Below are 25,016 nucleotides of genomic sequence, written 5' to 3' on the forward strand. Positions count from 1 at the left end.
TATTTGCAGAACAAATACTCAGGTGGCGAAATTGGTAGACGCACCAGCTTGAGGGGCTGGCGCTGGCAACGGCGTGGGAGTTCGAATCTCCTCTTGAGTACAGGTAATTATCCAATATTGGATAAATTGTCAAGATAGTGCAAATGAAACATACAAAAAGGGCCGCAAAATATATTTTAAGGCCTTTTTGTATGTTTCTCAATGACTAAATTTAATTGATTGCCTTTAGCTGACCCGTAAATTCAACTTTAGAACTAATAATTTAGACTTCACTCCTTTAGCAGGAAAAATGCCCTTCAAATACCAAGAACCAGGATTTCGTTGTCTATTGGTCTCCATAATAATTAGTTCTAATCTTGTCCTAAATAGTGATCCAATATTGGAATGTTAGATTTTCGATACTAGGAGTTAAGGTTCATTCGTGAATATAGTCAGCATTGTTTGAATATTATTTCTGTTAGGAAATCCGGTAAATAACCCCTGCAAAATCATCTGAAACCAACATTGATCTATTTTTAAGCAACAACACATCTACAGGGCGACTCCAAAACTCCTGCGTAGCCTCATCCAGCCAGCCACTGGCGAACGTCTCACACCAACTGTGGGTCTTTGAGTTTGCCGCTGTGAAAATACGGTAGCCAAGATACATACTAGCTTTATGTGTTTTATTCAACTCACAAAACGGAACATCATCTCCCATCTGATCCCTATCATTATCGCTAAACCATACCTCCTTTGTGATAGCATGCCAGGTAAAACCGACTGTAATGGAGGACACTGCTTGCAAAGGTTTCATATCCAGTTCCGTCATCATTTATTCTGAAAATTGCAGCATGTCTGTCGTCTGGCATACTGATGTTAAACGTGGCACCAATAGGTATAGTTTACCATCTGTGCCAAATTTAATGTAATTCCAATGAGGAGGCCATTCGGTAGGGAACTTATCAAAGATCAACTCACCTTTAATAGGATTTTTCAATTTTTATCGATGTCAGAAAACGGATCGCAGGATAAAAGTTGGGAAGAATTGCTTTTGGCGAAATACCCAGTCTAATCTTCATCCTCCAGTTGAAAAATTTCTCAACTGGTTTTTCAAATATCCTCGACAATTTTAAAGCAAGGACCGTGGAAGGAACATATTTTCCGGCCTCAAATGAATTAATTGTCTGCCTGGATACTGAATTAGAACTGCTAGAGCCTGTCAAATGTGTTCGGTATTTATTAGCTTTTTAATATATATCAAAAGCATGAGATAGTCAGAGCCTTGTTCAAAGACAATCTCGCTAAGGCCGAAAAAATCCAGCGCGGACGCAATAAAAATAAGTCAACGGCGTATTAATATACAGGAGCGTTAATTTAGGTGACAGGGAATTGTCGGTATGACTGTTCCCCGTTTTTATTTTCTGCTTTTTTAGAGACTACGGTCTTTAAACGGAACTTTTGAGGAAAGGTTTGGGATGCTGTTTTGTCGAGCATTGATTTGTGCTTATAAACAAAAAAAGGTAAATCAGTTCTTCCCTGTTTTTTACTTTCAGTAATGCAAATAATCCCAGTAGAATAGTGAGAATTCCTAATTTGACAGCAATTACTGCCCCAGCCAATCCATTCCCAGTTCTCCCTGGACCTGAACGCTGATATTACCAGTGTTATTAAAAAGGTATCAACTTAACGGGTATTAATAATACATTTATCTGAAGTTTCCTGCAGGTCATGACTAAGAAGATATTTTAATTAAACCTGATTTAGAAATATTACCATTTCAAATAAAGCATTCCGTAAAACGATTCCTGCACCTCCTTGTTAAGCATGGAATACTGTGACGAGCACTCTGCTTTGGTTAAAATGCCTTCGTGCGGGCCCAAGTAAAATAATATAAATGCACTGACCGGCAGGTTTTTATAGGTAAAAATAAACTCTTTAGTTTTATCCAGGATTAGTGATTTAACCTCTACCGGAGACTGACCATTTCCTGATATGATTAGACCTGCTGGCTGTTTGTAATAGGTAATGAGCAGCGGCAAAATCGATTTGAAAAAGCTGAGATGTAACTTTTGGTTAGGTGATCCCTCGCTCACAACATCTGAAAGGAGCCTTTGAAGCTTGATTTTTTCTTTTTTGATCAACATGTCCTCGGCCTTTCCGGAAATGTTGAGATCGTTGTTATCAATCCATAATGTGAACATCATTTTTCTGGCTTCCAAGCCAATAGAATATATTTTGGGTTCAAAAACACCGGTATGAAATTCAAACACGTCATCTGTAACAACACAGGAATCTTTGATGCTTGTGCCTTTTCCGGCACCAAAATCATACAGGTAAATTTTGTCAATACCGGCTTTGCTCAGGCCAGTTATCCGGCCTTTGATCATACTTTGTGAATAACTATTAGTTCCTGCCAAAATTAAGTAGAGCAAGAGGAATAACTGCAGGATAAATTTTTTCAAATCTTTACAGAAAAATAATATATTTTCCATTTTAAGGCCGGTCCCTGTGCTTATACGCTTTAACATATATTTATTGGATTTGTTTTGGTTGTTAAAATTGTCATTGTTAATATCATCTGGTTATCAGAGTAAGCCGATTAAATTGAAATAACATCATATGATTCTAATTCAATCACCACCAGATTTGCTTCCCGTTTTGGTATGTGAAAATACGTTCCTCACTGCCACCACTAAGGCATTTAAGCCAGAACAGCGCTCCGGCAGGAACTTCATGGTAAATTAGGTCATAGTCTTTGGCTGTTTGTGAACCAAGAGAAATCCAGGATTTATCCCAGTAAAAAAGTTCGTACTCGTTACCGGGCATGATACAGTTTGTGTCATTGCGGGGACAAAATCTAATTTCATTTACCACGCTTTCATTCCCTTCTCCCAGGTCAAGACCGATCCATCCGTCTTTATTTTCGGCATTTTCGTAATATGAATCCATGTTATTGTCAAATGCTTTCTCTATCTCATGTCCAACCGTTCCCTTCCTACCTATCAGCTCACCTTCTAGCAGAACTGTATCAGCGTTTTTTTTCTCGTAAAATTGTACTTCTGCAATGTTGTCCGCCTCCCAGCCGCCGCCGGCCACCGCCTGGTATCTCAGGTAACGAAATGGGCGGGTATTTTTTAAGCGGACAGTATTCATATAAAAAGGGTAGCCCTCAATCTGATAAAGAAGTACGGCATCTTTAAAATCAGGGAAATTTGAGGCTTGGAACGTGCCTCCTTTTAATATTTCTGTATGATACGCGGTATAGGAATGTAAAGGCGCCTTACGCCATAACTTAACGTCTTGTTTGGTTAAACTTTTTTTAAGGTGATGGATACGATTCACGCTGTCAATATAAAAAGGATTACTGATGACTTTATGTTTCCCATTTAAATAAGTGGTAGGAACATAAACGACATTTCTTCCTATCTTCTTAAAATGGAAAACATTGTTTTCATTTGCGGAAACAGCGACCGGAAACCAGCCGTTACGGTTAAAGATACAAAGATGCACCGCTTTATGCCTTGTGGATCCAGGTTTTAGTTTTAAGGTGATACTGGCATGTTTCAGGTATTCTTCTGTGACGTCTTTGATGTTTTTTGAATGAAATTCTGGCGCTATGAATTGAGCTGGTACCGCCCGATGTAAGGCCTGCATTTCCGCAGACTCCGAGTAGGTGAACCTGTATACTTTCGGGATGGTCTTGACATGCTGAATGTACATGCCCTCTGGGAATTCCGCTTCTGTAAATTTATGTCTTGAATCCATGAATTCCGTGGAGAAGTCCACTATGCCCCAGGTGTTTTCCTCAGAGTTTTTGTTGGTGATCAATTGGTTAGGTTTGCGGTGGTCAATGAGTTTGACCATAAAATGGCGGCTATTTGTATTCCCCCAATTGGGAATATAATCTAGAGCTACAGGTATTCCGGCTGCGCGCATCGCTGTTGCAGAAATAAAAGATGTCGTTTCACAACCTCCGATTCTGCCCTTTAAAATATCACTGATGCTTTGTGTAAATGGATAATATTTATTGAAGTATGTGGTAAAACCAGTTTCAGTGTTCAACTGCCAGGACATATGATCAAATACTGATTTTAAATCATGGGTATTGGGTGCTCCGTAGGCGATATTCGTATATTCCTCATAGAATTTTGGCCGCCAGTATTGCAGTTGTTCATCCCTTATGCGGTATGGTAAAATGTACTCGCAAAAATCATTAAACGATACATAATTTGCCCAGGGAGCCTTTTTCCATGCCTTAAATGCGTATTCAATATTGCCGGTCAGGTAGGAAGCAGAAATGATCTCCAGATCTTTAACTTTCTCAACCTTACCGGGATGTGGCCATCCCAGGCGTTTAACCATGGAGTCTCCGATAGTCATCTTGTCCTGGTTTGACAGTTGGAAATTCGTATAAGATGAGCTGTCAATTAATGAAAAAACATTGGCGTATTTTTTAATCTCAGCTCCTGTGTATCCATAATGGTCCCGCATGTTCGTTAATAAAAATAATGCCGCCTTTCTTTTTAAGCTGTCTTCAGGATTTGAATAAAACCTGAATACTTTTTCTATTTCTGGTCTGTTGGCACCAGCTTCGTTTAATGAATCATCGGACAAACCATTGTCCTTTTCATTTCTGCAGGAATACATGGCACATAAAAAAAATAAAGTTATGATATGTTTAAGCTTCACGATCAGTCTTTTTTCAATAAATATAATTGTGCTCCGTAAAATCCATTTTTGGCTGGGGGTCCGTACCATCCCTCGAATGAATGACCCTTATCGGAAGTGTATCTTAAAATACTTGGTCGGCCTAAAAATCCTTTCTTTGTTTCAAAAGAAGAATTTTGCCTATGGCCGTTTTATAAAAGTGATTATAATTGACGTATTTATCGATGGACAATTAGCTCTAATTGATAGATAATATCATCAAAATCCGTAAAGAGAATATCGTATCAGAGCCTTTATATCAAGCATCCTTTTTAAAAGGAAATGATCTCTAATGGTTTGCCGTCAAATTGGGGAGGAACGAAAAAGTGGCCATTTTTTCCATGTTTAATCCAAGTAAATTAAGGACTGGACAAAGAATTGAAAGCCGCTCAAGTTAATATTTCCTGGTTAAAATGTTATTAAGAGTAATATGCAGAATATGCATATTACTCTTAATTATCTCCGCTAACTAAGTATGCCAAAATTCTGCTGAAATTAGTTTGAAGTTTAACCATGGAAAACAATATTGGAATTATTTAGCATAATAAAGGGCTGTCACAGATTGGCAGAGGCAATTAGATACTTTCAAAATTCCCTTAGGATACATGCAAATTTTTTAGTTCTAGACTCGGAGATCTCTGGGCTGACAAAAACTAATGCGGTACATCATATGGCAATAGTTTATATAAAACGTTTGCTCTTCAAGTCTTCAATTATTGGCTCCATAATCATGCAGAGATAATTAATTTGCATATTTCCAATATCCTAAATCCCTATTTAGAATAATATTCAATTGTTCTTTCTACTATTCTATTTCCCTCTTTTTGAACTGTTGCTTTTTTTGCAACAGTTCCTTCTTGCTTCAATTCTTCTTCCTTGTATATGTTATTTAGATGCCTGGAAATCGTTGATTTGTTTTTGTAAAATAGATCTGAAATCTGATTTAAAGTTAGCCATACAGTCTCATCTTGGAGCTTTACATTTATTGCTGTTTGGCCATTTGACGATTGATAAATAATAATTTGATTTTCGGTCATAAATAATAAACTTATTGCTAACGTATGTATAAATTATGAAAGGTAGGTAATCCTCTTATCCAATATTGGATCACGCATATATAAATTCCACGGTAACCGTTTATATAAAACCTTTGCTTTTCAAGTCCTGAATTATTGGGTCTAGGATCATGCAGAAGCGTTCTAGATGTTCAAAGTAATCTTCCTTTACGGTACAGTTCAAAGTATTCATGCTAATGGTATAAACCGTACTTAGAACATTTCAAAGTACGGTTTTTTTGTGTCAAATCGGCCTTAAAAGCTATCTCAGCCTTGTTCAAAGTATTCCTGCTAAAGGCTTTTATGATTACGGGGGACTAGCAGATTTAGTTAGAACAAAAATTTATCCAATTCGCTCCCGATATTCCTTTGGCGTTACGCCAAGCAATTTTTTCACATAGCGGGTAAAGAACGAACGGCTTGAAAAATCCATTTCATCGGCTATTTCGGAAATATTAAGGTTCTTATTTTGCAATAGTATGATAATGCGCTCTTTTGCGTTACGCTGTATCCATTCAGATGCGGTTATTGCGGTATTGACCTTGCAAATGTAATTAAGGTATTTAGGTGTAATATTCAGCTTATCACTGTAAAACCCTACTTCCCGCTGTGTCATGCAATGTTCCTGCACCAATTGTATAAACTGTTCGTATAGGGTTCCGCTTTGCAGACTTCGTTTTCTTCTGTCGAGCTCGTCCTCAAAAATGTGCCACATTTCCAAAAGAAAAATTTGCATCTGGAGTTTTAGCGCTTCCTCATAAAATCTGTGGCCAGTTTCCTGCGACATTTCGTACAGCAACTTAAAATTTTTTAGGATTTTCTCTTTGTCTTTCTTATCCGGATGCAAGATTGGATATTCTTTGGAATGTATAATGCTGTCGATGCTCGCCGTGGCACTCGGCAAACTTGCGGTAAGCAGATCGCTGTCGACAAACAAAATCGTGGCCTTGAAAGTCTTTGAAAAAAACAGGTCCGAAACATTGATGCCCGCCAGCCAAAAGATAAACTCGCCTCTTTTACTCTGATATTGCCGGCCATTAAAGACAAATTTCAAGCTTCCACTTTGACAATAGATATGTGTATGGAAGCGGATATTAAAATCTTCCGGAAATTGACTTGCTGATACCGTTTTGCAGAGCATAACTTTTTGATTTACTGCCATATTAGGTAAAAATAGAACAAATAGTCAATAATAGGTAATATTTGACATTACTTGCGAAATAAATGTAACAAAGCACCTTTGAAATACATTTACCTTTGTTCCTATAAAAATTATGGGAAGGAACACAGAAGATATTTTCGAGAGGTTACGCAATGGGGAAACTGTTTTACCGAACGACCCTGAAGCATATAGAATGCGTGAGGAATCGTTTGCCACCAAGAAACTTTTGAACCAAATGAACAACACAGCAGACCCTGATGAAATAAGAAATTTATTGGGCCAGATAACAGGTTCGGAAATTGATGAAAGTGTTGCGGTTTTTACACCTCTGCACATCAACTACGGAAAGCATACAAAAATCGGCAAAAATGTATTCATCAATTTTGATTGTGTGTTTTTGGATCTGGGCGGAATTACCATCGGGGACAATGTGTTCATCGCTCCGAAAGTGAGTCTACTATCCGAAGGACATCCAACATCTATCAAAGACCGACATTCATTAATCCCAAAAGCTATCCACATCAAAAAAAATGCCTGGATTGGCGCGAATGCAACAATCCTTCCGGGCGTAACAATAGGAGAAAATTCTATTGTGGCGGCGGGAGCGGTCGTTTCCAAAGATGTTGCCGACAATACAATCGTAGGTGGAATTCCTGCAAAATTCATCAAAAACATTTAAACATGAAAAAATCAATTCTTATTGCGCTGACTGCAGTCCTTTGTTATAGTACCGCGGGTGCACAATCAACATCAAATCCGGTAGAGATAAAAGAAATATCAGCAAAAGACTATACCACTTTCAAGGTGAGTGACAAGGTTACCTTGTACGCTGTAAAATTCAAAAACCAGTATAACCTGCAAGTGGCCGGACACCTTTTCGTGCCCAAGAACCTGGACAGGAAAACAAAAAATGCAGCCATAGTTGTTGGCCACCCGATGGGCGCGGTAAAGGAACAGAGCGCCGATGTTTATGCTTCTAATATGGCAGACAGGGGCTTCATCACCCTAGCTATTGACCTTTCTTTTTGGGGCGAAAGTCAGGGTGAACCCCGCAATGTAGTGCTTCCAGATATGTATGCCGAAGATTTCAGTGCTGCTGTAGATTTCCTTGGCACGCGGGAGTTTGTAGACAGGGAGCGCATCGGCGTGCTCGGTGTATGTGGAAGTGGAAGTTTTGTCATCAGTGCGGCCAAGATAGATCCAAGGATGAAAGCCATCGCAACAGTCAGCATGTACGATATGGGTTCGGCCAGCCGCAATGCGCTGAACCATTCGCAGACCCTTGAACAGAGGAAAAAAAAACAGGCTGAAGCCGCCGAGCAACGGTATGCTGAATTTTTGGGAGGTGAAACAAAGTATACAGGTGGAACTACCCACCAGCTGGATGAGAACACCCATCCCATACAGCGTGAATTTTATGAATTCTATCGCACACCAAGGGGAGAGTATACGCCAAAAGGCGGATCGCCGAAAACCACCACGCACCCAACGTTGAGCAGCAATACCAAGTTCAATAACTTTTATCCGTTCAACGATATAGAAACCATTTCTCCCCGCCCTATGCTGTTCATCACCGGGGACAGGGCTCACTCCAGGGAATTTAGCGAGGACGCCTATAAACGTGCAAGCGAGCCAAAAGAACTAGTCATCGTTCCAAATGCCGGCCATGTTGACCTATACGACAAAACCGACCTGATCCCATTCGATAGGCTGGAAGCTTTTTTTACCAAACATCTTAAAGAAACAAATAGTGAAAACATAAAATCAAAAACCGATGAAAACATTATCAATAACCGCAGTAGCTGCCCTATTGCTGCTCAGTATCAGCTGTAGCGCCCAGAATAGCAGCAAGGCAGATCAGAACAAACTGAACTTTATTTTCCCGAAAGGTGAGCTCGGCCCCGCTAAAAATTTCACCGGCAAGGCCTGGAACATCAGCCTTGTTGAAAATGATTCCGTCTACAACACCATTGTCGGCAACGTCTTTTTTGAGCCTGGGGCGAGAAGCAACTGGCACATACATCCCTCAGGCCAGATACTGATCATTACCGATGGTACAGGCTACCATCAGATTAAGGGACAACCGAGACAGACTCTCAAAAAGGGCGATATCGTAAAATGCCCGCCTAATGTAGAACACTGGCATGGAGCAAGTCCCGAGGCCGGCATGCTACAGCAATACATTTTGCCAAAGACAGAAAAGGGCATTGTAACCTGGCTGCAGAAGGTAACCGACGAAGAATATCTCGGTAGTAAATAAATAACTTCTAAAATGAATAACATGAAGCCTCTACTAATAACCTTTATCATGATTTTTTCCTTGTCTTTAAGTATGTCAAGCTGTGGCAAAAATAATGAGCTGGGAACAACACCAGAGAATGCGAATAATACGAACGGGAACACGACTAATCCAGCGGGAAGTAAAATGAAGATTACAATAGGCGCTGTTGTGTTTACAGCTACACTAAGCAACAATGCCACAGGAAATGCCTTTAAAGCGAGATTGCCACTTACTCTAAATATGACCGAGCTGAACAGCAATGAAAAATATTTCGATTTTCAGACCGCATTGCCGTCTAATGCAGCCAACCCCGGAACAATCCAAACGGGAGACCTCTTGCTGTACGGTTCCAATACGTTAGTGCTTTTCTATAAAACATTTTCAACGTCATATCGTTACACGAGTATCGCACGGATCGATAATCCTTCCGGTCTTACCGCTGCGCTGGGAAACGAAAACGTAACGGTAGAGTTTGAACTGGAGTAGAGATGAAGCTTGAAAAGAGATTCTAGCCTTAATAATTAATTTTCACATTTGCCAAATTTTTTGTTCTATTATAATCTGGTCAAGGTACCTTAATCGAAAATCACCTTGATTTTTGGTGTATGATTAAATGAATTTTTTTCTCTCCAAATCATCAATTATAGGCTCTATAAGCAATAAGAAGCGATTTAAATGTTCAAAGTATTCCTGCTGATCGGTACTGTTCTAAGTATGCATGCTTAGGGTATAAACCGTACTTTGAACATTTCAAAGTACGGTTTTTTATATCAAATCGGCCTTGTATGCTATCTCAGCCTTGTTCAAAGTATTCCTGCTCAGGGCTTTTACAATTACGGGGGATTAGCAGATTATGTTTGAACTCTTTTGACCCGAAGATATATTGTGGAGAATATTGCATTTAGCATTGTTCATTAATTGCTTGAGAGCCACTAATTTCCTTTCATATAACATTCGTGGCCCAGTCAAAAGTCACCATAGTTGTTTGAGTGAAGCAGCTTTTAAGTATTCCAATATGCAAACTGGTTGGTATTACTGCCGATATCATGGGTGATGAAACAATTTACCATCTTTTCTTCTTATTAGATAAGCGTTCACAACTTGTGGAATGATTCCTTTATTAAATCCCAACTAATATGAAAATCACTGGAAAGAAAATCGCAGTAAAGGATCTGGACAGATTGATAGTGATTGGCACTTCGGCGGGAGGGCTTGAGGCACTAAAGGAATTTGTTGAACATCTCCCAATTGATTTTCCGGCACCGATTTTAGTAGTGATGCACATCTCGGCAGATGCTACGGGAAACATATTGATAGACACATTAAATACAGTTGGCAAGCTGACATGCCTTCACGCAACTGATGGGATGCAGGCCAAATCTGCGCATATTTATTTTGCACCGCCTGATCATCATATGCTGATTGATTCTAGTGGAAAGTTAATGGTAACAAAAGGGGCTCAAGAAAACCGCTACCGACCCGGGATCGATCCGCTTTTTCGGTCGGCGGCGGTCGCTTATGGCAATAGGGCAATTGGAATTGTACTAACTGGCTATTTGGATGATGGAACTGCTGGACTAATGGCAATTGATAGGTGTGGTGGGATTTGTATTGTACAGGATCCCTCTGATGCGGAATATCCAGATATGCCAAACAACGCACTTGGTCAAGTGAGGGCAGATTTCAAAATCCCCATTTCCCAGATGGGGGTGACCCTAACAAGGATCCTTTTAGATAAGCTCCCAAAAGAAGTGAAGATTCCAAAGGATATTGTTCGAGAGTCTGAGATTGCTGAAAGGGTATTGAGTGACCTTCCTTCAGTAAACGCATTAGGTGATCAGGTACCATTCAACTGCCCTGGGTGCGGCGGAGTGCTCTGGCAAATTAGTGAAGGACCCTTACTTCGGTTTCGGTGCCATACTGGACATTCCTATACGGCAAAGGCGTTAATTTCCGAACAGACCAAAAAGATTGAGGAAACGATGTGGACGGCGCTTCGCATGTTTGAGGAACGTCGGAATCTTCTGACTACGTTCTCAAAAAGCCAGAGTGGTGCTTCGGCGAAATCTTCGATGGAAAGAGCAGAAGCCTCACAGGTGCATATCGATAGGATCAGAAAAATATTGAAGTCGGATAACAATGGTAAATTGGGAAATATGCCAGATTAGGATTTTAAGACATCAAATCTAAAGCCGCGTTATTTATGTCAATCGTAATTAATGAATTAGCTTATCTCTTGGTAAAAAGTAAGTATGTTACCATATAGGTCAATTGTATTAGTCCCTATGACCCCATTGCTGATTGGTAACTTCTGGGTGCTCCTTGTGCAAAACCTGTTGTGAACTGAATTCTCTGTAAAGTTCATCGATGCCTTCTACCTCGATGCGGCAACTTGCCGTTCCAACGAGAAAGGTTTCAGAGCCCCTCCAAATAGGCTTTAGGAAAAGTATAATGCTTCTAAATTTCCAATACTGCATCCGATTCCAGCCTTAATAATTAACTTTCATATTTGCCAAATTTTTTGTTCTATTATAATCTGGTCAAGGTGTCTAAATCAAAACTGCCTTGATTTTTGATGCTTGATTAAATGAATTTTTTTCTTTCCAAATCCTCGATAATGGGCTCAATAAGCAATAAGAAGCGATTTAAATGTTCAAAGTATTCCTGCTGATCGGTACACATTTTAACACTAGTTAGTATGGTGTTAAAACTTCTTAGGAAAATTATTAAAGGGGTTGCAGGTTAATATCTGCAACCTTTTTAGTTTGGATCAGGTCTGGTCTATTATATCACAGATGTTTGTTCCTCATCGATTGTTTTCTTTAAATTTGAAGTATGACCAATTATATTGAAGAAATCAGAGGTATATTAGCTTCAGCTAGACAAAATGCTTACACTGCTGTGAACACAGCAATGGTGGAGGCATATTGGCTGATTGGAAAACGTATTGTTGAGCAGGAACAGCATGGTGAAGAAAGAGCTGTTTATGGAGAAGGTATTTTGAAAGAACTTTCTAAAGCATTGACAACTGAATTTGGGAAAGGTTTTTCTTATTCTAATTTGCGTAACTTTCGCCAATTTTATCTCACCTACCGCGATAGTGAGATTTGCTACACACTGTGTAGCAAATTGACATGGAGCCATAACCGGTTAATTATGAGGGTTGAAAATGAGGCTGCACGGGGATTTTATTTAAGCGAAGCGGCTGAAGAGAACTGGAGTGTTCGAACCCTGGAGCGGAACATTAACACCTTCTATTATCATAGGCTTCTATCTTCGAATGATAAAACTATAAATCAAAAAGATAGTAAGGTATTACAGAAACAGAGACCTGAAGACTTTATTAAAGATCCATATATTTTTGAATTTCTAAATATTCAGCAACCTGCGACTGCAAATGAGTCTGAAATTGAAACAGCATTAATTGAAAATTTGCAGCAGTTTTTATTGGAGCTTGGAAAAGGCTTCTCCTTTGTTGGCAGACAGTTTAGGATAAGTACGGAGATAGATCATTTTTTTATTGATCTGGTCTTTTATAATTATTTACTTAAATGTTTCGTTTTGATTGATCTAAAAGCTGGGAAACTTACTCATCAGCATGTTGGTCAAATGGACATGTACAGACGAATGTTTGACGATCTAAAGAAACCAGAAGGTGATAATCCAACAATAGGTATTATCCTTTGCACGGAAAAAAGTGAAACTGTAGTGAAATATTCTGTGATTAATGATAATCCCAGACTCTTCGCTACTAAATACATGCCTTTTTTACCTACAGAAGAGGAGCTTATAGCAGAAATTGAACGTGAGAAAGTAAAACTCAATCTATTTAATAGTTAATCTAGCATTAGCTTTGTTTTTCGATTGGAGCATCAGAAAATTCTTTATATAACGTGAAAGGGCGTTAATCAATAGTTTAAATTAGAGGAATTGTTTAATAGGTAAGCTGCAATTATGACACGACAAACATTTAAAACAAATTACTTAAAAACAATTGATTGGCTTAACGGCGATATTGTAGATTGGGTTTCTGCAGGGCAGCTATATTCTTCTGATGGGCAACAAAGACAAATTGCAAAGTATCATTATGCTTTTGGTTTCGACGCTTCAATTACTTCTCAGAATGGGCAATATGCTTTTATTTATAAACGTCTAGGAACAAAAGGCATTTTATTGAAAGATGGCGAAATAATACGGGAGATTAATCGCACCCATTATAATGCAGAGACCTATGAATTTCCGGCGGCATTTGTAACTGTTGACAATGAGACTTACTTAGTTCATTGCCCAATTGATTATTGTCGACTTGACTTTGAAAATGTAGAAACAGGTGAAGTTGTTTCAAATATTCCAGGAAGAAATCCATCAGATATTTTTCACTCAAGACTTTCAATTAGTCCGGATAACAAGTATTTAATGGTATGCGGTTGGGCATGGCATCCCGTTGATACAGTTGAATTATTTGAGATAGAAGAATGTTTAAAAAATCCACAGCTATTGGACAAAAGTTTTTTATATCCAAACTTTGGGACTGAAATAAATTCAGCTAGCTTTATAGACAACGATAGCATACTTATTGCTTCAACAGATGAAGAGCCTTTCGATGATGAAGTGCCGCCACTTTTACCACAAAAGCATCTTGCAATTTGGAACTTTATTAAAAATGAAATTACATCACCAATAAAAGTCAAAGGGGAATTTGGAAATTTATTCGCAATAAATGAAAGACAAGCCTGGGATATGTTTAAGTTTCCGAAAATCATAAACATTCAAACAGGTGAAATAGAAAGTAAATTAGAAGAAATTGATTCTGGACTTCAAACATCTTCAATTATTTATGGAGATATTGAAAAATCACCTCAGATTTGCTTTAACAGAGAGACGTCTCAAATTGCAGTTCGAGTAAATAGTACGACTATTGAAGTGCTTAGTCCAACGTAATATCGTCGATTACACAGCCCGAAGAATAAAGATTTTTTACAAATTGTTGCAGAATAAACGTCAAGGAATAGTTTATTATCATTTACTTTCGTATTGTAAATAGTTTTGGGATTTATGAACATCCCGGATTTTCTTCATGTCCTCAATGAAGCAGTTCGTTAAATAAGAATTTAGGAGTACATCCAACCTATCCAATATTGGATAAGTTTTCCGAAAATAATCGTATTGGAAATTTAAAAAGGCCTTCAGGGATCTCTGAAGGCCTTTTTAATGCAGGCAATTAAGCAGCGTTATGTTACTAATCGAAATATACACTTAACCTTCGCAAAATTACCAGAAATTATATCCAAAATGTAATCCCGGCTGCCCGAAGAAGAATTTTGACCATCTATCGTCAACCTGTTTAAACGAATCAGGCATTGTTGATTGATAGGGACGATGAGTCATTGCTATTGAAGGTTGAAAAAAAAGCCTATCCTTGAAAAGTTTAATATGATAACCAATGGAATAAGTGTTAAAGATTTGAAAGCCATTGTCAATCTTATTACCGTTATCATTTACAAAGCTTTGCCAAGCAGGCATCACGTCAACTTGAGCAAAAAGATGCTTCCATAAAAACCTTTGATAATTAAGTGAAACTCCGTGTTCACGAATATAACCTGGAAACCCTTCTCCTTCTGCTTCAAATGATTTTCCATAAGGAATGCCAATTGGCCAGGCATATTTCCAAGTTTTAAATTCAATTGAAATTACATCCTTTCCTGTAATGCGATAACCTAAGTTCAGATAAACCATACCAGGCGGATTATTGTCAGCTACTACATTAGCTATCATAAATAAGGTACTGCCTATAAAATACTTTCTATAAGTACTGTCTTGTTTGGAATATTGAGCTTTAACTTGTATAGTGCTTGCCATCATTAAAATCAAGGCGAACCATAAAATTTTCTTTTGCATATCAATACATTAGTTGTTAAACGATAATGCAAAGGTAGATTGGCGAGATGCCATAACTCGTTCACTTAAGTTAAGAAATGAACCTTACCCTGTATTTTTCTCTATAATCCTTGCTTTTAACCTGCTTAATGATTGTGGTTTTATGAAATAAATTTTTGACGGCAATTAATATGTCATCAAGAAATATTAAATTGACACCTGTATCGCCTAAATATTAAAAAAATGCAATTGACTAATGATAAAATGGATCAAATCCTGTTAAATTTTTTAGCGAGATATGTAATCCTGTCTGAAGAGGAGCAAAATGTTATTATAGATTTAGCCATTTTTAAAAGTTTTAAGAAAGGAACAATTTTATTGAAAGAGGGTCAACTCTCAAAGGATGCCTATTTTGTGCTTCAAGGATGCATCAGGTGCTATTATATGGTTGATACGGAAGAAAAGACTACTGCTTTTTATACCGAGTCTGAAACTCTTAACCCTCCAGGCGTATTAAACCATACCCCATCTGAATATTATGTTGATTGTCTTGAGGACTCTATTTTGATTGTAGCTAGTTCAGAAACAGATGAAGAACTTTTTGCAAAATACCCTATCTTAGAAAAACTGTGTCGTCTTGTTTCCGAAGATTTACACTCAAAAAGTCAAATAGCATTTGATAATTTTAAGATTTCTACACCAGAACAACGCTATTTGAATTTGCTAGAAATAAGGCCGGATTTGGCTCAAAGAATCCCTCAATACTATTTAGCGAGTTATTTGGGTATCACTCCGCAATCTTTAAGTAGAATGAGAAAGAGGCTGGTTAGAAAAGCCTCTTAAATTTACGACACCAAATCGCTTCTTAACTTAAGGTAACGAGTTTAGGCTTTTATCATTTTTATGTTTGCATAGAACTATTAAAAATGATAAAAATGAAAATTGCTAACATCCTTATCCTGGTATTTTTTACGACCACAACATTGTTCGCCCAAGAGAATGGGGCCTTTAAAAAAGGAAATAAATTACTCAATATCGGTATTGGCGTAAACTCCTCTTATGACGGAGGCATACCTGTCGGTCTTTCTTATGAACAGGGGATCACAGGTAGCATCAGCATTGGTGCAAATGCAGATTATCTCTCAAATGAATACCTGTCCCTCAAATTTACAGCCATTTACTTTGGCGTAAGAGCCTCTTATCATGTTAATCAATTATTAAAAATTAACAGTGACAAGATAGATTTATATGGAGGGCCAACCCTTGGCTACAGAAGTTTTTCCTGGGAAGACAATGGTAAAGACCTGGGCGATAGTTACGGAAGCGGACTGTTTCTGGGCGCATACGTTGGGGGCAAATACTTCTTCCGCAATAACCTTGGCGCATTCACTGAGCTTGGCGCTATAGGCAGTACCAATGCCAGAATTGGAATAGCACTTAAATTTTAATTAAAAACATACCTTATGAAAAAGTCAATTTTTACACTACTAATGGTAGTCACAGTTTTTGTTTCCTGCAAGAAGAATTCAGATAAAAAGCCTGATAACAACTCGCGCACAGTTCGTTATGAGATCACAGGAGCTTTTTCGGGACCAACACTGATGGTGTCATATACGACTGCTACAGGTGGTACGGCAAATGATCCGGTCGCATCGCTTCCATGGACAAAAGAAATTACTTACGCTACAAATGTAGCTGCAGCCATTGTTGCAATATCAGGAAATGGAGGAGTAGCTGGTCAAAAAGTAACAATTGTGGTCAAGAGAGGAGGCAGTCAGGTAGGAGCACAAATTGATGCCGTGGCTGATGCCTCAGGAAGTTTCTCTAAATCTGCTCCGGCTATAGTTTTTTAAAGTCATCTTATCCAATGTTGGATTAGCCATGAATAAGAATCATTGTTTGTTGAATGCCAAAAGCATTTGAATTGTTTCAAAATTGATTAGTTACTTAAATGCAAATTTTCTTGTTCTATATTCTAATGTTAACCGTGGTGAGCTCGTTAGCATTTATGATGCAAACTTCCAATTTTATATAAACCCTTTACTTTTCAAGTCTTGAATAATTGGATCCAGAATCATGCAGAAGCGTTCCAGATGTTCAAAGTAATCTTCCTTTACGGTACAAGCCTTCTTTGCATTAGCAGAGGAGGCTTTCTTTTTTATGTTTTAATCCGCTGAAGCTACTATTTGCTCGTTATAGATCATCTTATGGATATGGTAACTTACTCCTTCGTGAAACATTATTTTATGTAACTCAGGTAATAATTTGAAGCCAACCGACTCGTAACACCTAATTGCTATATGATTCTTTTCCCAGGTAAAAAGCTCAATGGTATCCGTATTGTAAAGTCGCTTGCACTCTCCCAATAGTAATTTAATAAAGTATCTTCCCAATCCCTGACTTCGAAGTGATGGTTCGCCAACAAGAATCCGGGCCAGCCTCGGATACCCACTTTCTTGGGGAATGATCTCTCCAAAAGCAAAAGGCGATCCATCAATCGTATAGCCAATATAGAGATGACGATCCGGATACATGGTTTGGTAATCAACTATTTTTTGTTCCCTGAGTGGAAACGTAAAGTCTGTGCCTGAGAATTGAAGTAAAAGCTCTGCATCAGTTACCCAAGATTCTAGTAATCTAAAGTCCGAACTATCGTATGGTTTAATCATGTTATGCCAAATCGGTATTTAAGGGCGCTTACACCTCGTGCGCTACCCTTGCAAACTTATTCCTATACTCAATTGGCGTAAGTCCTGTAATCTTCTTAAATGTATCTCTAAATGCTTTTGTATCCGTATAGCCTACATCAAACATTATTTCCGTTATATTTTTTCTAGAAGCTTCAAAAAACTTTTTTGCAGCTTCAATTCTCACTCTTTGTAAATACTCCAAGGATGTATTGTTAGTCGCCGCTTTAAATCTTCTTTCAAATGTTCTACGACCTTTATTAATTAAACTTGCTAACGTTTCTATGGTTATTCTATCTTCATAGTGTTTCTCAATATGATCCTGTACTTTTTGAATTTCGGGATCACCATGGTTTCTTTGACCTTTGAACATCGCGAATTGGGATTGGCTATCTCTCCCAATGTCCAAAGCAAAATATTTTGAAATCATTACAGCTGTTTCTCTATCGGCGTATTTTTCAATCAGGTATAATATTAAATTCCATAAACTGCTTGCCCCGCCACTGCTGTAAATATTATCGTGTTCTGTTATTATAGCTCCATCTTCTACTTCCACCTCTGGATATCTTTCTCTAAAATCATCAATATGAGCCCAATGGGTGGAACATTTTTTGCCATTGAGTAAACCTGTCTCGGCTAAAAGAAAAGCACCAATACATAAGCTGGCAAGACTTGAACCATTTTGATATAGCTTTTTAAAATAGGGTATTGCTTCTGCATTGGCCAGTATTCCTTTGGTGGTATCGCCAAAGGTAGGGGGGATAATCAATAAGTCTGTTTCAGTAACATCCTTGAGTAACCTATTGGTTTTAACGGTGTATTCTCCATTGTTTGCCGGTACATACTCGTTTAAACCCACGTATTCTACTTCAAAAATGGGTTTTTTACCAAATGTGGTTAAAAACTCATTGGCAGTATTAAAGCTTCTAAAGGGAGGTGTAACTGCTTCAATTACCCCATACTCAGGTACAAAGATTGAAATTCGCATATCAATTATAAGATTAAGGTACTAAGCTACGAAAATACTTTTGTCATGATTCACCCCTAAAGTTGTCATTTTTACAACAGACTTGATTTTATATCCTGGTGTAACTTTGAATAGTAAACTTAATAAACAAAAACAATGGCAGAAGTAACAAGAATTACGGTAGAAGCAGCAACACATGTTCCCGTAGCAAAAAACAGGAAGAAGAATAAAGTAATCTTTTGGGTAGCAACAGGTATCATAGTACTTTGGGAGGGTATAATGCCGCTTGGAACCATGTTATTTGCTCCAGATTATCTGAATGCTGGTACAAAACCTTTGGGCTATCCAGATTATTTTGCCTATACACTTGTCATCTGTAAAGTACTTGGCGTTTTTGCCATTTCTTACCCTACAATACCAGCTAAGCTAAAGGAGTGGGCCTATGCAGGGCTTACATTTAATTTAATCTTTGCCCTCATCAGTCATGCCTGTGTAGATAAGAACATTAGTTTTATGCTATTGCCACTGGTGGTATTGGGTATCCTTGCTCTTTCTTACCGATATAACAATAAAATTCAGCGTAATGGGGGTGTTCATAACATTTTCGGGGAATTGTAAAAAAGCGTTAAGCTTTTACCAAACCTGTTTTGGGGGACTATTGCAATTTGAGACTTTCGAAAAAGAAGTGCCTGGTTACACTGAAATGCCAGTTGTTCGTGGATCGCTAGTTTCTGACAGGGTAATTATTCACGGTTCGGATCTGGTGCACAACGAAGGAAGAAAACTTGGTAATTATATTTCTATTTTCTTGCACTGTAAAAGTACCTTTGATAGAAAAGAGCTTATTGAAAAACTGGAATTTGATCATCATAATTTTTCTCTAAATAATTATGATGATCAAAAACTAATTGAAGTCACTGATGCTTTTGATGTGAGGTGGATACTTGGCATTTAGTGCTTGCTAAGAGTTATACAACGGGCTTTGAAGCATTCAAGGCGTCGGGAGCCTTTTCTTCAACTGTTGTCTCTATAAGAGTGGATTTATCGATCTTTATTTCTTTTGAAAGTTTTTTTGCTAGTTGCTTTGACCCCTTTTCGATTTCTTTCGTTAGTTTTTTGGAATCCTGCCCCAGTTTACCTGTAATGGAAGTAAGCTCGTTGATCAGGTCTGATTTTATGGTATTTTTAATTGATTTTTGGGCTGATTTAACCAGCTTTTTTAATTTTTGTTTTTTCATAATTTTGAAATTGTCGCTAAGTTAAGTCATGAAATAGTTAATTTAATATTATGTTTATGTTAAGTCGGTAGATTGTAATTAACATGAACAACAAAAGGATAAAAAAGAAAGCAAATGCTTAATGTCCAGTTCATAATCCGTCCATACTTTTGTGTCAGATTATGAAAGAATTATCTGATATGGATTTAATTGCGCTTCTCCACGTAGATGATCATCAGGCTTTTGCAGAACTGACGCGGAGGTACTGGCAGGATCTTTTTAGGCATGTTTGTGTGAAAATCAAAAACACAGAAGAAGCAAAGGATATCATTCAGGAGATCTTTTTGGGTGTCTGGAAAAATCGTGCTCAAATCCGTTGTGATGATCAGGGCCGCTTGTCTTCTTACTTGTACAAGTCAGCTAAGTATGCGTCGATAAATTATTTCACCAGGCCGGGCGTCGCCATCAGGGCTGTGGAGGTATTCGAAGAGATGTTGGCCTATCCGGCTGCTGCAAAGTCTGATGAAGGACTGTTGATCAAGGAATTGCATAGCGTAGTAGATGCTGAATTAAATGAACTCCCAGATCGCCTGCAACTACCATACCGACTGAGCAGGGAACAACATTTATCAATAAGAGAAATCGCGCTCCGCTTGTCGGTTTCCGAACAGACTGTCAAGAACAACATAACGGATGTCCTCAACCGGATCAGGTTCCGACTGGGGAAATACAACTCCGATCCTAACATTATTTTCATCATCGCATCGCTCTCGGTACTGAGTAGTTATGAATTGATGTTTTGATAACATTCTCTTAAAGTACTACTAGTGCTCTTTTGTGATGTGTAGTGTAGGATGTTAGAAAATAAAAGAGAGAAAGAACTCAAAGAAATCCTTAAAAGGTATATTAGTCATCAGGCTTCTCCTACTGAAGTGGAAGCCGTCGATCATTGGTACGATCTGCTCGACGTATCGGAAGCGAAAATTCAGTCCCTGAGCCAAAGCAAACAACCAAAAATAAAATCATTGTACATTTGGACATCGGCTGCATGCATTTGCTTAATGACAGCTTTTGCCGCCTGGTTTTATGTCGGGCCTGGTGTAACTCCCCCTTTAGATATGCTCATCAGTACGGCTGCTACAGAACGTAAAGAAGTGACATTGACAGATGGAACTGTCGTGATGCTAAATACCGGGACGGAACTGCTGGTTTCCGGAAACTTCGGGAAAGAGGAGCGAGGGGTGATGCTTAAAGGAGAAGCTTACTTCAAAGTGGCTAAAAACCCTCATAAGCCTTTCGTCATTCAATCCGGACAGCTTAGCACCAGGGTGCTTGGAACTGCATTCAATATTAGTGCCTATCCCGACAGGGAAAGGATTAAGATATCAGTGCTCACAGGTGTGGTAAGGGTATCGCAGGTGAAAGGTAAATCAGAGACGATCCTGGCTGACCAGATGAGTGCCAATCAGACGATCAGCTTTTTCAGAAAGACAGGGAAATTTGAAATGAATAGTGAAGATGCATTATTGATCACTTCCTGGAAAGACAATAAGTTATATATCGACAATGCGTCGATAGCTGACATTGCGGAGCAACTTAAAGGTTTCTATCACCTGGAAGTAAAAGACCTGAGTCTGGCAAGTCGCAAAGATAGGTACACCATTCGTTTCAATAGAGAATCTATGAAGGCGGTACTGGAAATATTGACACAACTTACCAAAAGGGAGTTTGAATATGACAACAAGCAAATCACCATTAAATAAAACGCTATGTAAAAGATAGGATATGAAAAAACCGGATATGCGTCAACATCCCGGTTTCAGACGGAGCCCTGTAGCAGCGCTCCGGTATTTCAATGAATTCGTAAAACATTAAAAACAAATCAAATATGCAAAATTTTTACCCGGGTTGCAAATACCCGCTATGGTCATTATTTAATCTAAAAATGAAGTTAACGATAGCCCTTCTCTTTTTTTCTAACTTGCTCATCTATGCTGGTCCCATCTCGGGACAATCGATGCATGAAGTAAAGATCAGCCTGTTTGCCAAGGAAATGCCGATTCAGGAAGTAATTAGCTTGATTGAAAAACAAAGTCATTTTGTTATTGGCTACAAAAACATGGAAGCCATGCAGCATAGAAATATTACCATCGATGTAAAAGGAAAATCCATCGCAGCGATCTTGAATGAGTTGATGGCACCGGCAAGTATTGAAATCAAACAAATCAGCGATAAATACATCATCATTAATCCCAAGAGGAACCTGGTACCGACTGTTATATCTGGAGTGATAAAGGATAAAAGAACTGGTAAGACCATTCCTGGTGTCAGCATCAAGGTAAAGGGTACTATGATTGGTACTCAAACTGATATTGATGGTGTTTACAGTCTTTCTGTTAAAGAAGACAGACAACGTTTTACCCTGGTGGTTTCCTACATCGGCTACAAGTCGCAGGAATTTAACTTCGAGCGTTCTGTAGCCAATATGAATCAGAATGTACAAATGGAAGAAGATCGCCTGGGGCTGGATGAGGTGGTCGTAACTGGTCAGGGTATTGATGTGAGCAAACGCCGTCTTTCGACCAATGTGGTCAGTATTAGTGGTGCAGATATTGAAAAAACGCCAGGCAGTCGCATCGATCAGCTGCTGCAGTCGAAATTGCCAAATGCTCAGATCAGGCTCACCGGCGGACAGGCAGGTTCTACCTCTATCATACGCGCACGTGGTGTGGTCTCCGCATTCATGAATTCTACCCCGGTAGTATATGTGGATGGGGTTCGTATGGATAACTTGAATACGCCATCAACATTGGGAGGTGGTGCTGCTTCTGGTGCAGGGGTAAGTGCATTGGCAGATATCCCGATGGACAACATCGAGAAGATTGAATATATTAACGGTGGCGCGGCCACTACTTTATATGGTTCGGATGCAGCCAACGGGGTGATCCAGATCATTACCAAAAAAGGTGGTTCAGAACGCACAGCAATCACTGTAAATGTTGAAGTAGGGCCAGAAGCTTCTACGAATGATTTCTTGCATTTCAAAAGAACGAAGTATATGCTTTTTGAAAGCGGCATGTTTCAAAAATACAATGTTGGTATCAACGGTAGTAAAGGTGGTTTGGGATATAGTTTTACTGGTGGTTACCTAAACAGCTCTGGCGTGCAGATCATGGACCAGAACGCGAATAGGCGAATCGACATGCGCTCCGGATTTAGAGCTAATATTGGCGATAAGGTAACTTACGAAAGCAGTTTTACGTTCGTCAACAATAGTTTCAAAAGAAGCAGAAATGGTAATCAAGGTGGATATACAGGTCTTTGGTTCCTGGAAAGCGGCGCTTCAAAAATTAGTGGTCCGCTTAAAAAACCGATGATCGATGACTTAAGTGAGGCAGATTTCCAAACATTGAAAGCTTATGTGAGGGAAGCCGAACGTTTGCAGGATAATGAGATTGTGGTGAACCGTTTTCAGACTTCTCAAACATTCAATTACCGTCCTGTGGAAAGCTTAATGATCAAGGCAGTAGGGGGTATCGACTATCGCACTACCAGAAATAAGGTAATTACAACCAATCAATACATCACGCACACCACGGGCAATCCGAGCACAGCTGGTGGAAGCATCAGTAATGCCGATAGAAAATACTGGGGTCTGACGCTGGAGCTGAACGGGCAACACAAAGCTGAACTGGGTGATTTCTCTTTCGTTACGACTTTCGGCGGACAACTTTTCCGAAATGAGGACCGTCAGGTAGCTTACAATGGTACTAATGTAAGAGATGGTATGCGCGACATTAGTAAGGTTGGCGCAACTACTTCCAATGAGGTGCTGACTGAAGTTGTCAATTACGGACTTTACGTTCAGGAGAATTTGGGTTTCAAAAACAAGTTTTTTATTGATCTTGGTTTAAGGGGCGATGGAAATACCGCTTTCGGTAAAGAAGTAGGTGTGCAATATTATCCTAAAGTTGGTTTCGCTTACATCCCTACTGCCGAGCCTGGCTTTAAGGATGCGCTTCCTTTCATTTCATCAGCGAAGCTGAGAGGTAGTTATGGTTTGGCTGGAAATTTCCCTCCGCCCTTCAGAAATGAAAGACTTATAGATTTCGCAAGTTACCTGGGCGCATTAGGCGCTTCTTTGGGTACACCTAAAGTGGATTTGAAACCGGAGAAAACGGCTACCCTGGAGCTTGGTCTGGACCTCGGTTTATTAGAGGATCGACTGGTATTGAGCGCGGGAATTTACCATAGTATTACCAAAGATGCCTTGTTCACTGTGCCTGCCACACCTTCTACAGGTGAGATTGCCACCATCAGAAACGTAGGTGAAATACTAAACAGAGGTGTAGAGTTAAGCATGAACGCTACTCCTGTAAAGACCAAAGACCTCTCTCTTTCCGTAAATGTATCGGTAAATACTGCTTATAACAGGGTCTTGAATTCCATGGGTAGTCCACCTTTCAATTTGAACGGCTTCAGCGAACGTACCATCCAGACGGTAGTGCAGGAAGGCTTCCCTGTAGGATTCATCCGTGCTGGTACTGGTACCTTTGGTGCAGACGGTGTGATGGATTCAACTACACCGCTGCAATTTTTGGGCAGTACCATTCCTGATCTATACGGTAGCATGGGCCTTAACTTCCAATTTAAAGATTTCAATTTCTTTGCCAATGCCGATTATCAATCGGGTGCATACGCAAGCAACTGGGATAAGCAGTTCCGATTTAATTATGGTGCTGGCAACGAAGGAATACCTCAGGGAGAGATCGATAAAAATGGAAGGGCCAACTGGCTCAACTTTACCAATATGTTCGTAGAGAAAACAGATTTCATTAAAGTGCGGACCATCGGTGCCAGCTATCTTTTCCTTGGTCCTAAATTGGGCAAAACCATCAAAAACCTAACGCTTGGTTTCAGTGTAACTAACCCGCTAAATTTCGCTACTTCTTCTTTCGATCCGGAGAATACCACCAGTGGGAGTGCACAGGGACAAGGTAGAGCAACTACAGGTGGGGTCTCTTATGCAACTTACTCTGCTCCACGTCAATTTTTAGGTTCTGTTAAAGTTAATTTCTAAT

Annotated in this window: 25 protein-coding genes, 1 tRNA gene and 1 pseudogene; 16 read left to right on the forward strand and 11 right to left on the reverse strand. The window is 39.1% G+C overall.

Annotated elements, in window-relative coordinates:
* Positions 1-16: 16 nt before the first annotated feature.
* A tRNA-Leu gene (locus EZ444_RS13215) sits at positions 17-100 on the forward strand.
* Between the two features lie 357 nt (positions 101-457).
* Here the strand turns inward: EZ444_RS13215 and EZ444_RS13220 are convergent.
* The 7 genes and pseudogenes from EZ444_RS13220 to EZ444_RS13245 all read right to left on the reverse strand — a co-directional run bounded on the left by EZ444_RS13220 (position 458) and on the right by EZ444_RS13245 (position 6,906).
* Positions 458-814, reverse strand: a complete 357-nt coding sequence (locus tag EZ444_RS13220; protein WP_131609562.1) for a hypothetical protein — start codon at positions 812-814, stop codon at positions 458-460.
* On the reverse strand, positions 815-979 hold the full coding sequence (locus EZ444_RS27225) for a hypothetical protein (protein WP_165503608.1): 165 nt from the start codon (positions 977-979) through the stop codon (positions 815-817).
* Between the two features lie 448 nt (positions 980-1,427).
* Positions 1,428-1,616: pseudogene (locus tag EZ444_RS27875) on the reverse strand (hypothetical protein); the annotation flags it as partial.
* 135 nt (positions 1,617-1,751) lie between these two features.
* On the reverse strand, positions 1,752-2,474 hold the full coding sequence (locus tag EZ444_RS13230; RefSeq protein ID WP_169472197.1) for a DUF4369 domain-containing protein: 723 nt from the start codon (positions 2,472-2,474) through the stop codon (positions 1,752-1,754).
* 142 nt (positions 2,475-2,616) lie between these two features.
* Positions 2,617-4,629, reverse strand: a complete 2,013-nt coding sequence (locus EZ444_RS13235) for a hypothetical protein (protein WP_131609566.1) — start codon at positions 4,627-4,629, stop codon at positions 2,617-2,619.
* Positions 4,630-5,462: 833 nt separating this feature from the next.
* Positions 5,463-5,726, reverse strand: a complete 264-nt coding sequence (locus EZ444_RS13240; RefSeq protein WP_131609568.1) for a hypothetical protein — start codon at positions 5,724-5,726, stop codon at positions 5,463-5,465.
* A gap of 361 nt (positions 5,727-6,087) precedes the next feature.
* The gene (locus EZ444_RS13245; protein WP_131609570.1) at positions 6,088-6,906 is read right to left on the reverse strand and encodes a helix-turn-helix domain-containing protein; all 819 of its coding nucleotides are present in this window, start codon (positions 6,904-6,906) and stop codon (positions 6,088-6,090) included.
* A gap of 112 nt (positions 6,907-7,018) precedes the next feature.
* Here EZ444_RS13245 and EZ444_RS13250 point away from each other — a divergent pair, with 112 nt between their 5' ends.
* From EZ444_RS13250 to EZ444_RS13285, 7 genes are all read left to right on the forward strand, one after another.
* Entirely contained in the window at positions 7,019-7,585 is a 567-nt protein-coding gene (locus tag EZ444_RS13250) for a sugar O-acetyltransferase (protein ID WP_131609572.1), read from the forward strand.
* A gap of 2 nt (positions 7,586-7,587) precedes the next feature.
* Positions 7,588-8,739, forward strand: coding sequence for an alpha/beta hydrolase (locus EZ444_RS13255; RefSeq protein WP_131609574.1), 1,152 nt, complete (start codon positions 7,588-7,590; stop codon positions 8,737-8,739).
* The gene (locus tag EZ444_RS13260) at positions 8,681-9,166 is read left to right on the forward strand and encodes a cupin domain-containing protein (protein ID WP_131609576.1); all 486 of its coding nucleotides are present in this window, start codon (positions 8,681-8,683) and stop codon (positions 9,164-9,166) included. Before EZ444_RS13255 ends, EZ444_RS13260 begins: the two co-directional genes overlap by 59 nt.
* A gap of 21 nt (positions 9,167-9,187) precedes the next feature.
* Positions 9,188-9,673 (forward strand): cyclophilin-like fold protein, encoded by a 486-nt coding sequence (locus EZ444_RS13265; protein ID WP_225874725.1) that lies wholly within the window; start codon positions 9,188-9,190, stop codon positions 9,671-9,673.
* 650 nt (positions 9,674-10,323) lie between these two features.
* The gene (locus EZ444_RS13270; RefSeq protein ID WP_131609578.1) at positions 10,324-11,355 is read left to right on the forward strand and encodes a chemotaxis protein CheB; all 1,032 of its coding nucleotides are present in this window, start codon (positions 10,324-10,326) and stop codon (positions 11,353-11,355) included.
* A 667-nt stretch (positions 11,356-12,022) separates the two neighbouring features.
* Positions 12,023-13,027 carry a PDDEXK nuclease domain-containing protein gene (locus EZ444_RS13280; RefSeq protein ID WP_131609582.1) on the forward strand — a complete coding sequence of 335 codons (1,005 nt, stop codon included), beginning with the start codon at positions 12,023-12,025 and terminating at the stop codon, positions 13,025-13,027.
* A 114-nt stretch (positions 13,028-13,141) separates the two neighbouring features.
* Positions 13,142-14,128, forward strand: a complete 987-nt coding sequence (locus tag EZ444_RS13285; RefSeq protein ID WP_131609584.1) for a hypothetical protein — start codon at positions 13,142-13,144, stop codon at positions 14,126-14,128.
* Positions 14,129-14,458: 330 nt separating this feature from the next.
* Here the strand turns inward: EZ444_RS13285 and EZ444_RS13290 are convergent, their stop codons facing one another.
* A complete protein-coding gene (locus EZ444_RS13290) occupies positions 14,459-15,085 on the reverse strand; it encodes a hypothetical protein (RefSeq protein ID WP_131609586.1) in 627 nt (208 codons plus the stop codon).
* Positions 15,086-15,307: 222 nt separating this feature from the next.
* Between EZ444_RS13290 and EZ444_RS13295 the strand changes: the two genes are divergently transcribed.
* From EZ444_RS13295 to EZ444_RS13305, 3 genes are all read left to right on the forward strand, one after another.
* Entirely contained in the window at positions 15,308-15,907 is a 600-nt protein-coding gene (locus EZ444_RS13295; protein WP_205945267.1) for a Crp/Fnr family transcriptional regulator, read from the forward strand.
* 92 nt (positions 15,908-15,999) lie between these two features.
* Positions 16,000-16,512, forward strand: a complete 513-nt coding sequence (locus EZ444_RS13300) for a hypothetical protein (RefSeq protein ID WP_131609588.1) — start codon at positions 16,000-16,002, stop codon at positions 16,510-16,512.
* Positions 16,513-16,527: 15 nt separating this feature from the next.
* Complete coding sequence (locus EZ444_RS13305) at positions 16,528-16,917, forward strand: MmpS family transport accessory protein (RefSeq protein ID WP_131609590.1); 390 nt, start codon at positions 16,528-16,530, stop codon at positions 16,915-16,917.
* A 312-nt stretch (positions 16,918-17,229) separates the two neighbouring features.
* Here EZ444_RS13305 and EZ444_RS13310 read toward each other — a convergent pair whose 3' ends face one another.
* On the reverse strand, positions 17,230-17,733 hold the full coding sequence (locus EZ444_RS13310) for a GNAT family N-acetyltransferase (protein ID WP_131609592.1): 504 nt from the start codon (positions 17,731-17,733) through the stop codon (positions 17,230-17,232).
* A 28-nt stretch (positions 17,734-17,761) separates the two neighbouring features.
* On the reverse strand, positions 17,762-18,739 hold the full coding sequence (locus EZ444_RS13315) for a GlxA family transcriptional regulator (protein ID WP_131609594.1): 978 nt from the start codon (positions 18,737-18,739) through the stop codon (positions 17,762-17,764).
* 135 nt (positions 18,740-18,874) lie between these two features.
* Here EZ444_RS13315 and EZ444_RS13320 point away from each other — a divergent pair, with 135 nt between their 5' ends.
* Positions 18,875-19,336: a DoxX family protein gene (locus EZ444_RS13320; RefSeq protein WP_131609596.1), complete on the forward strand. Its 462-nt coding sequence runs from the start codon at positions 18,875-18,877 to the stop codon at positions 19,334-19,336.
* Entirely contained in the window at positions 19,302-19,673 is a 372-nt protein-coding gene (locus EZ444_RS13325; protein WP_131609598.1) for a VOC family protein, read from the forward strand. Before EZ444_RS13320 ends, EZ444_RS13325 begins: the two co-directional genes overlap by 35 nt.
* Before the next feature lie 13 nt (positions 19,674-19,686).
* Here the strand turns inward: EZ444_RS13325 and EZ444_RS13330 are convergent, their stop codons facing one another.
* Positions 19,687-19,956, reverse strand: coding sequence for a hypothetical protein (locus EZ444_RS13330; RefSeq protein WP_131609600.1), 270 nt, complete (start codon positions 19,954-19,956; stop codon positions 19,687-19,689).
* Positions 19,957-20,117: 161 nt separating this feature from the next.
* On the opposite strand from EZ444_RS13330, the gene EZ444_RS13335 reads away from it, so the two are divergent.
* The 3 genes from EZ444_RS13335 (at position 20,118) to EZ444_RS13345 (ending at position 25,015) form a co-directional block, all read left to right on the forward strand.
* A complete protein-coding gene (locus tag EZ444_RS13335) occupies positions 20,118-20,738 on the forward strand; it encodes an RNA polymerase sigma factor (RefSeq protein ID WP_131609602.1) in 621 nt (206 codons plus the stop codon).
* Positions 20,739-20,789: 51 nt separating this feature from the next.
* The gene (locus EZ444_RS13340; protein ID WP_131609604.1) at positions 20,790-21,698 is read left to right on the forward strand and encodes a FecR family protein; all 909 of its coding nucleotides are present in this window, start codon (positions 20,790-20,792) and stop codon (positions 21,696-21,698) included.
* A gap of 182 nt (positions 21,699-21,880) precedes the next feature.
* Positions 21,881-25,015 carry a TonB-dependent receptor domain-containing protein gene (locus EZ444_RS13345; RefSeq protein ID WP_225874726.1) on the forward strand — a complete coding sequence of 1,045 codons (3,135 nt, stop codon included), beginning with the start codon at positions 21,881-21,883 and terminating at the stop codon, positions 25,013-25,015.
* Position 25,016 lies beyond the last annotated feature (1 nt).

Origin of the sequence: Pedobacter hiemivivus (assembly GCF_004331685.1) — a bacterium.
GTDB classification, from domain to species: domain Bacteria; phylum Bacteroidota; class Bacteroidia; order Sphingobacteriales; family Sphingobacteriaceae; genus Pedobacter; species Pedobacter hiemivivus.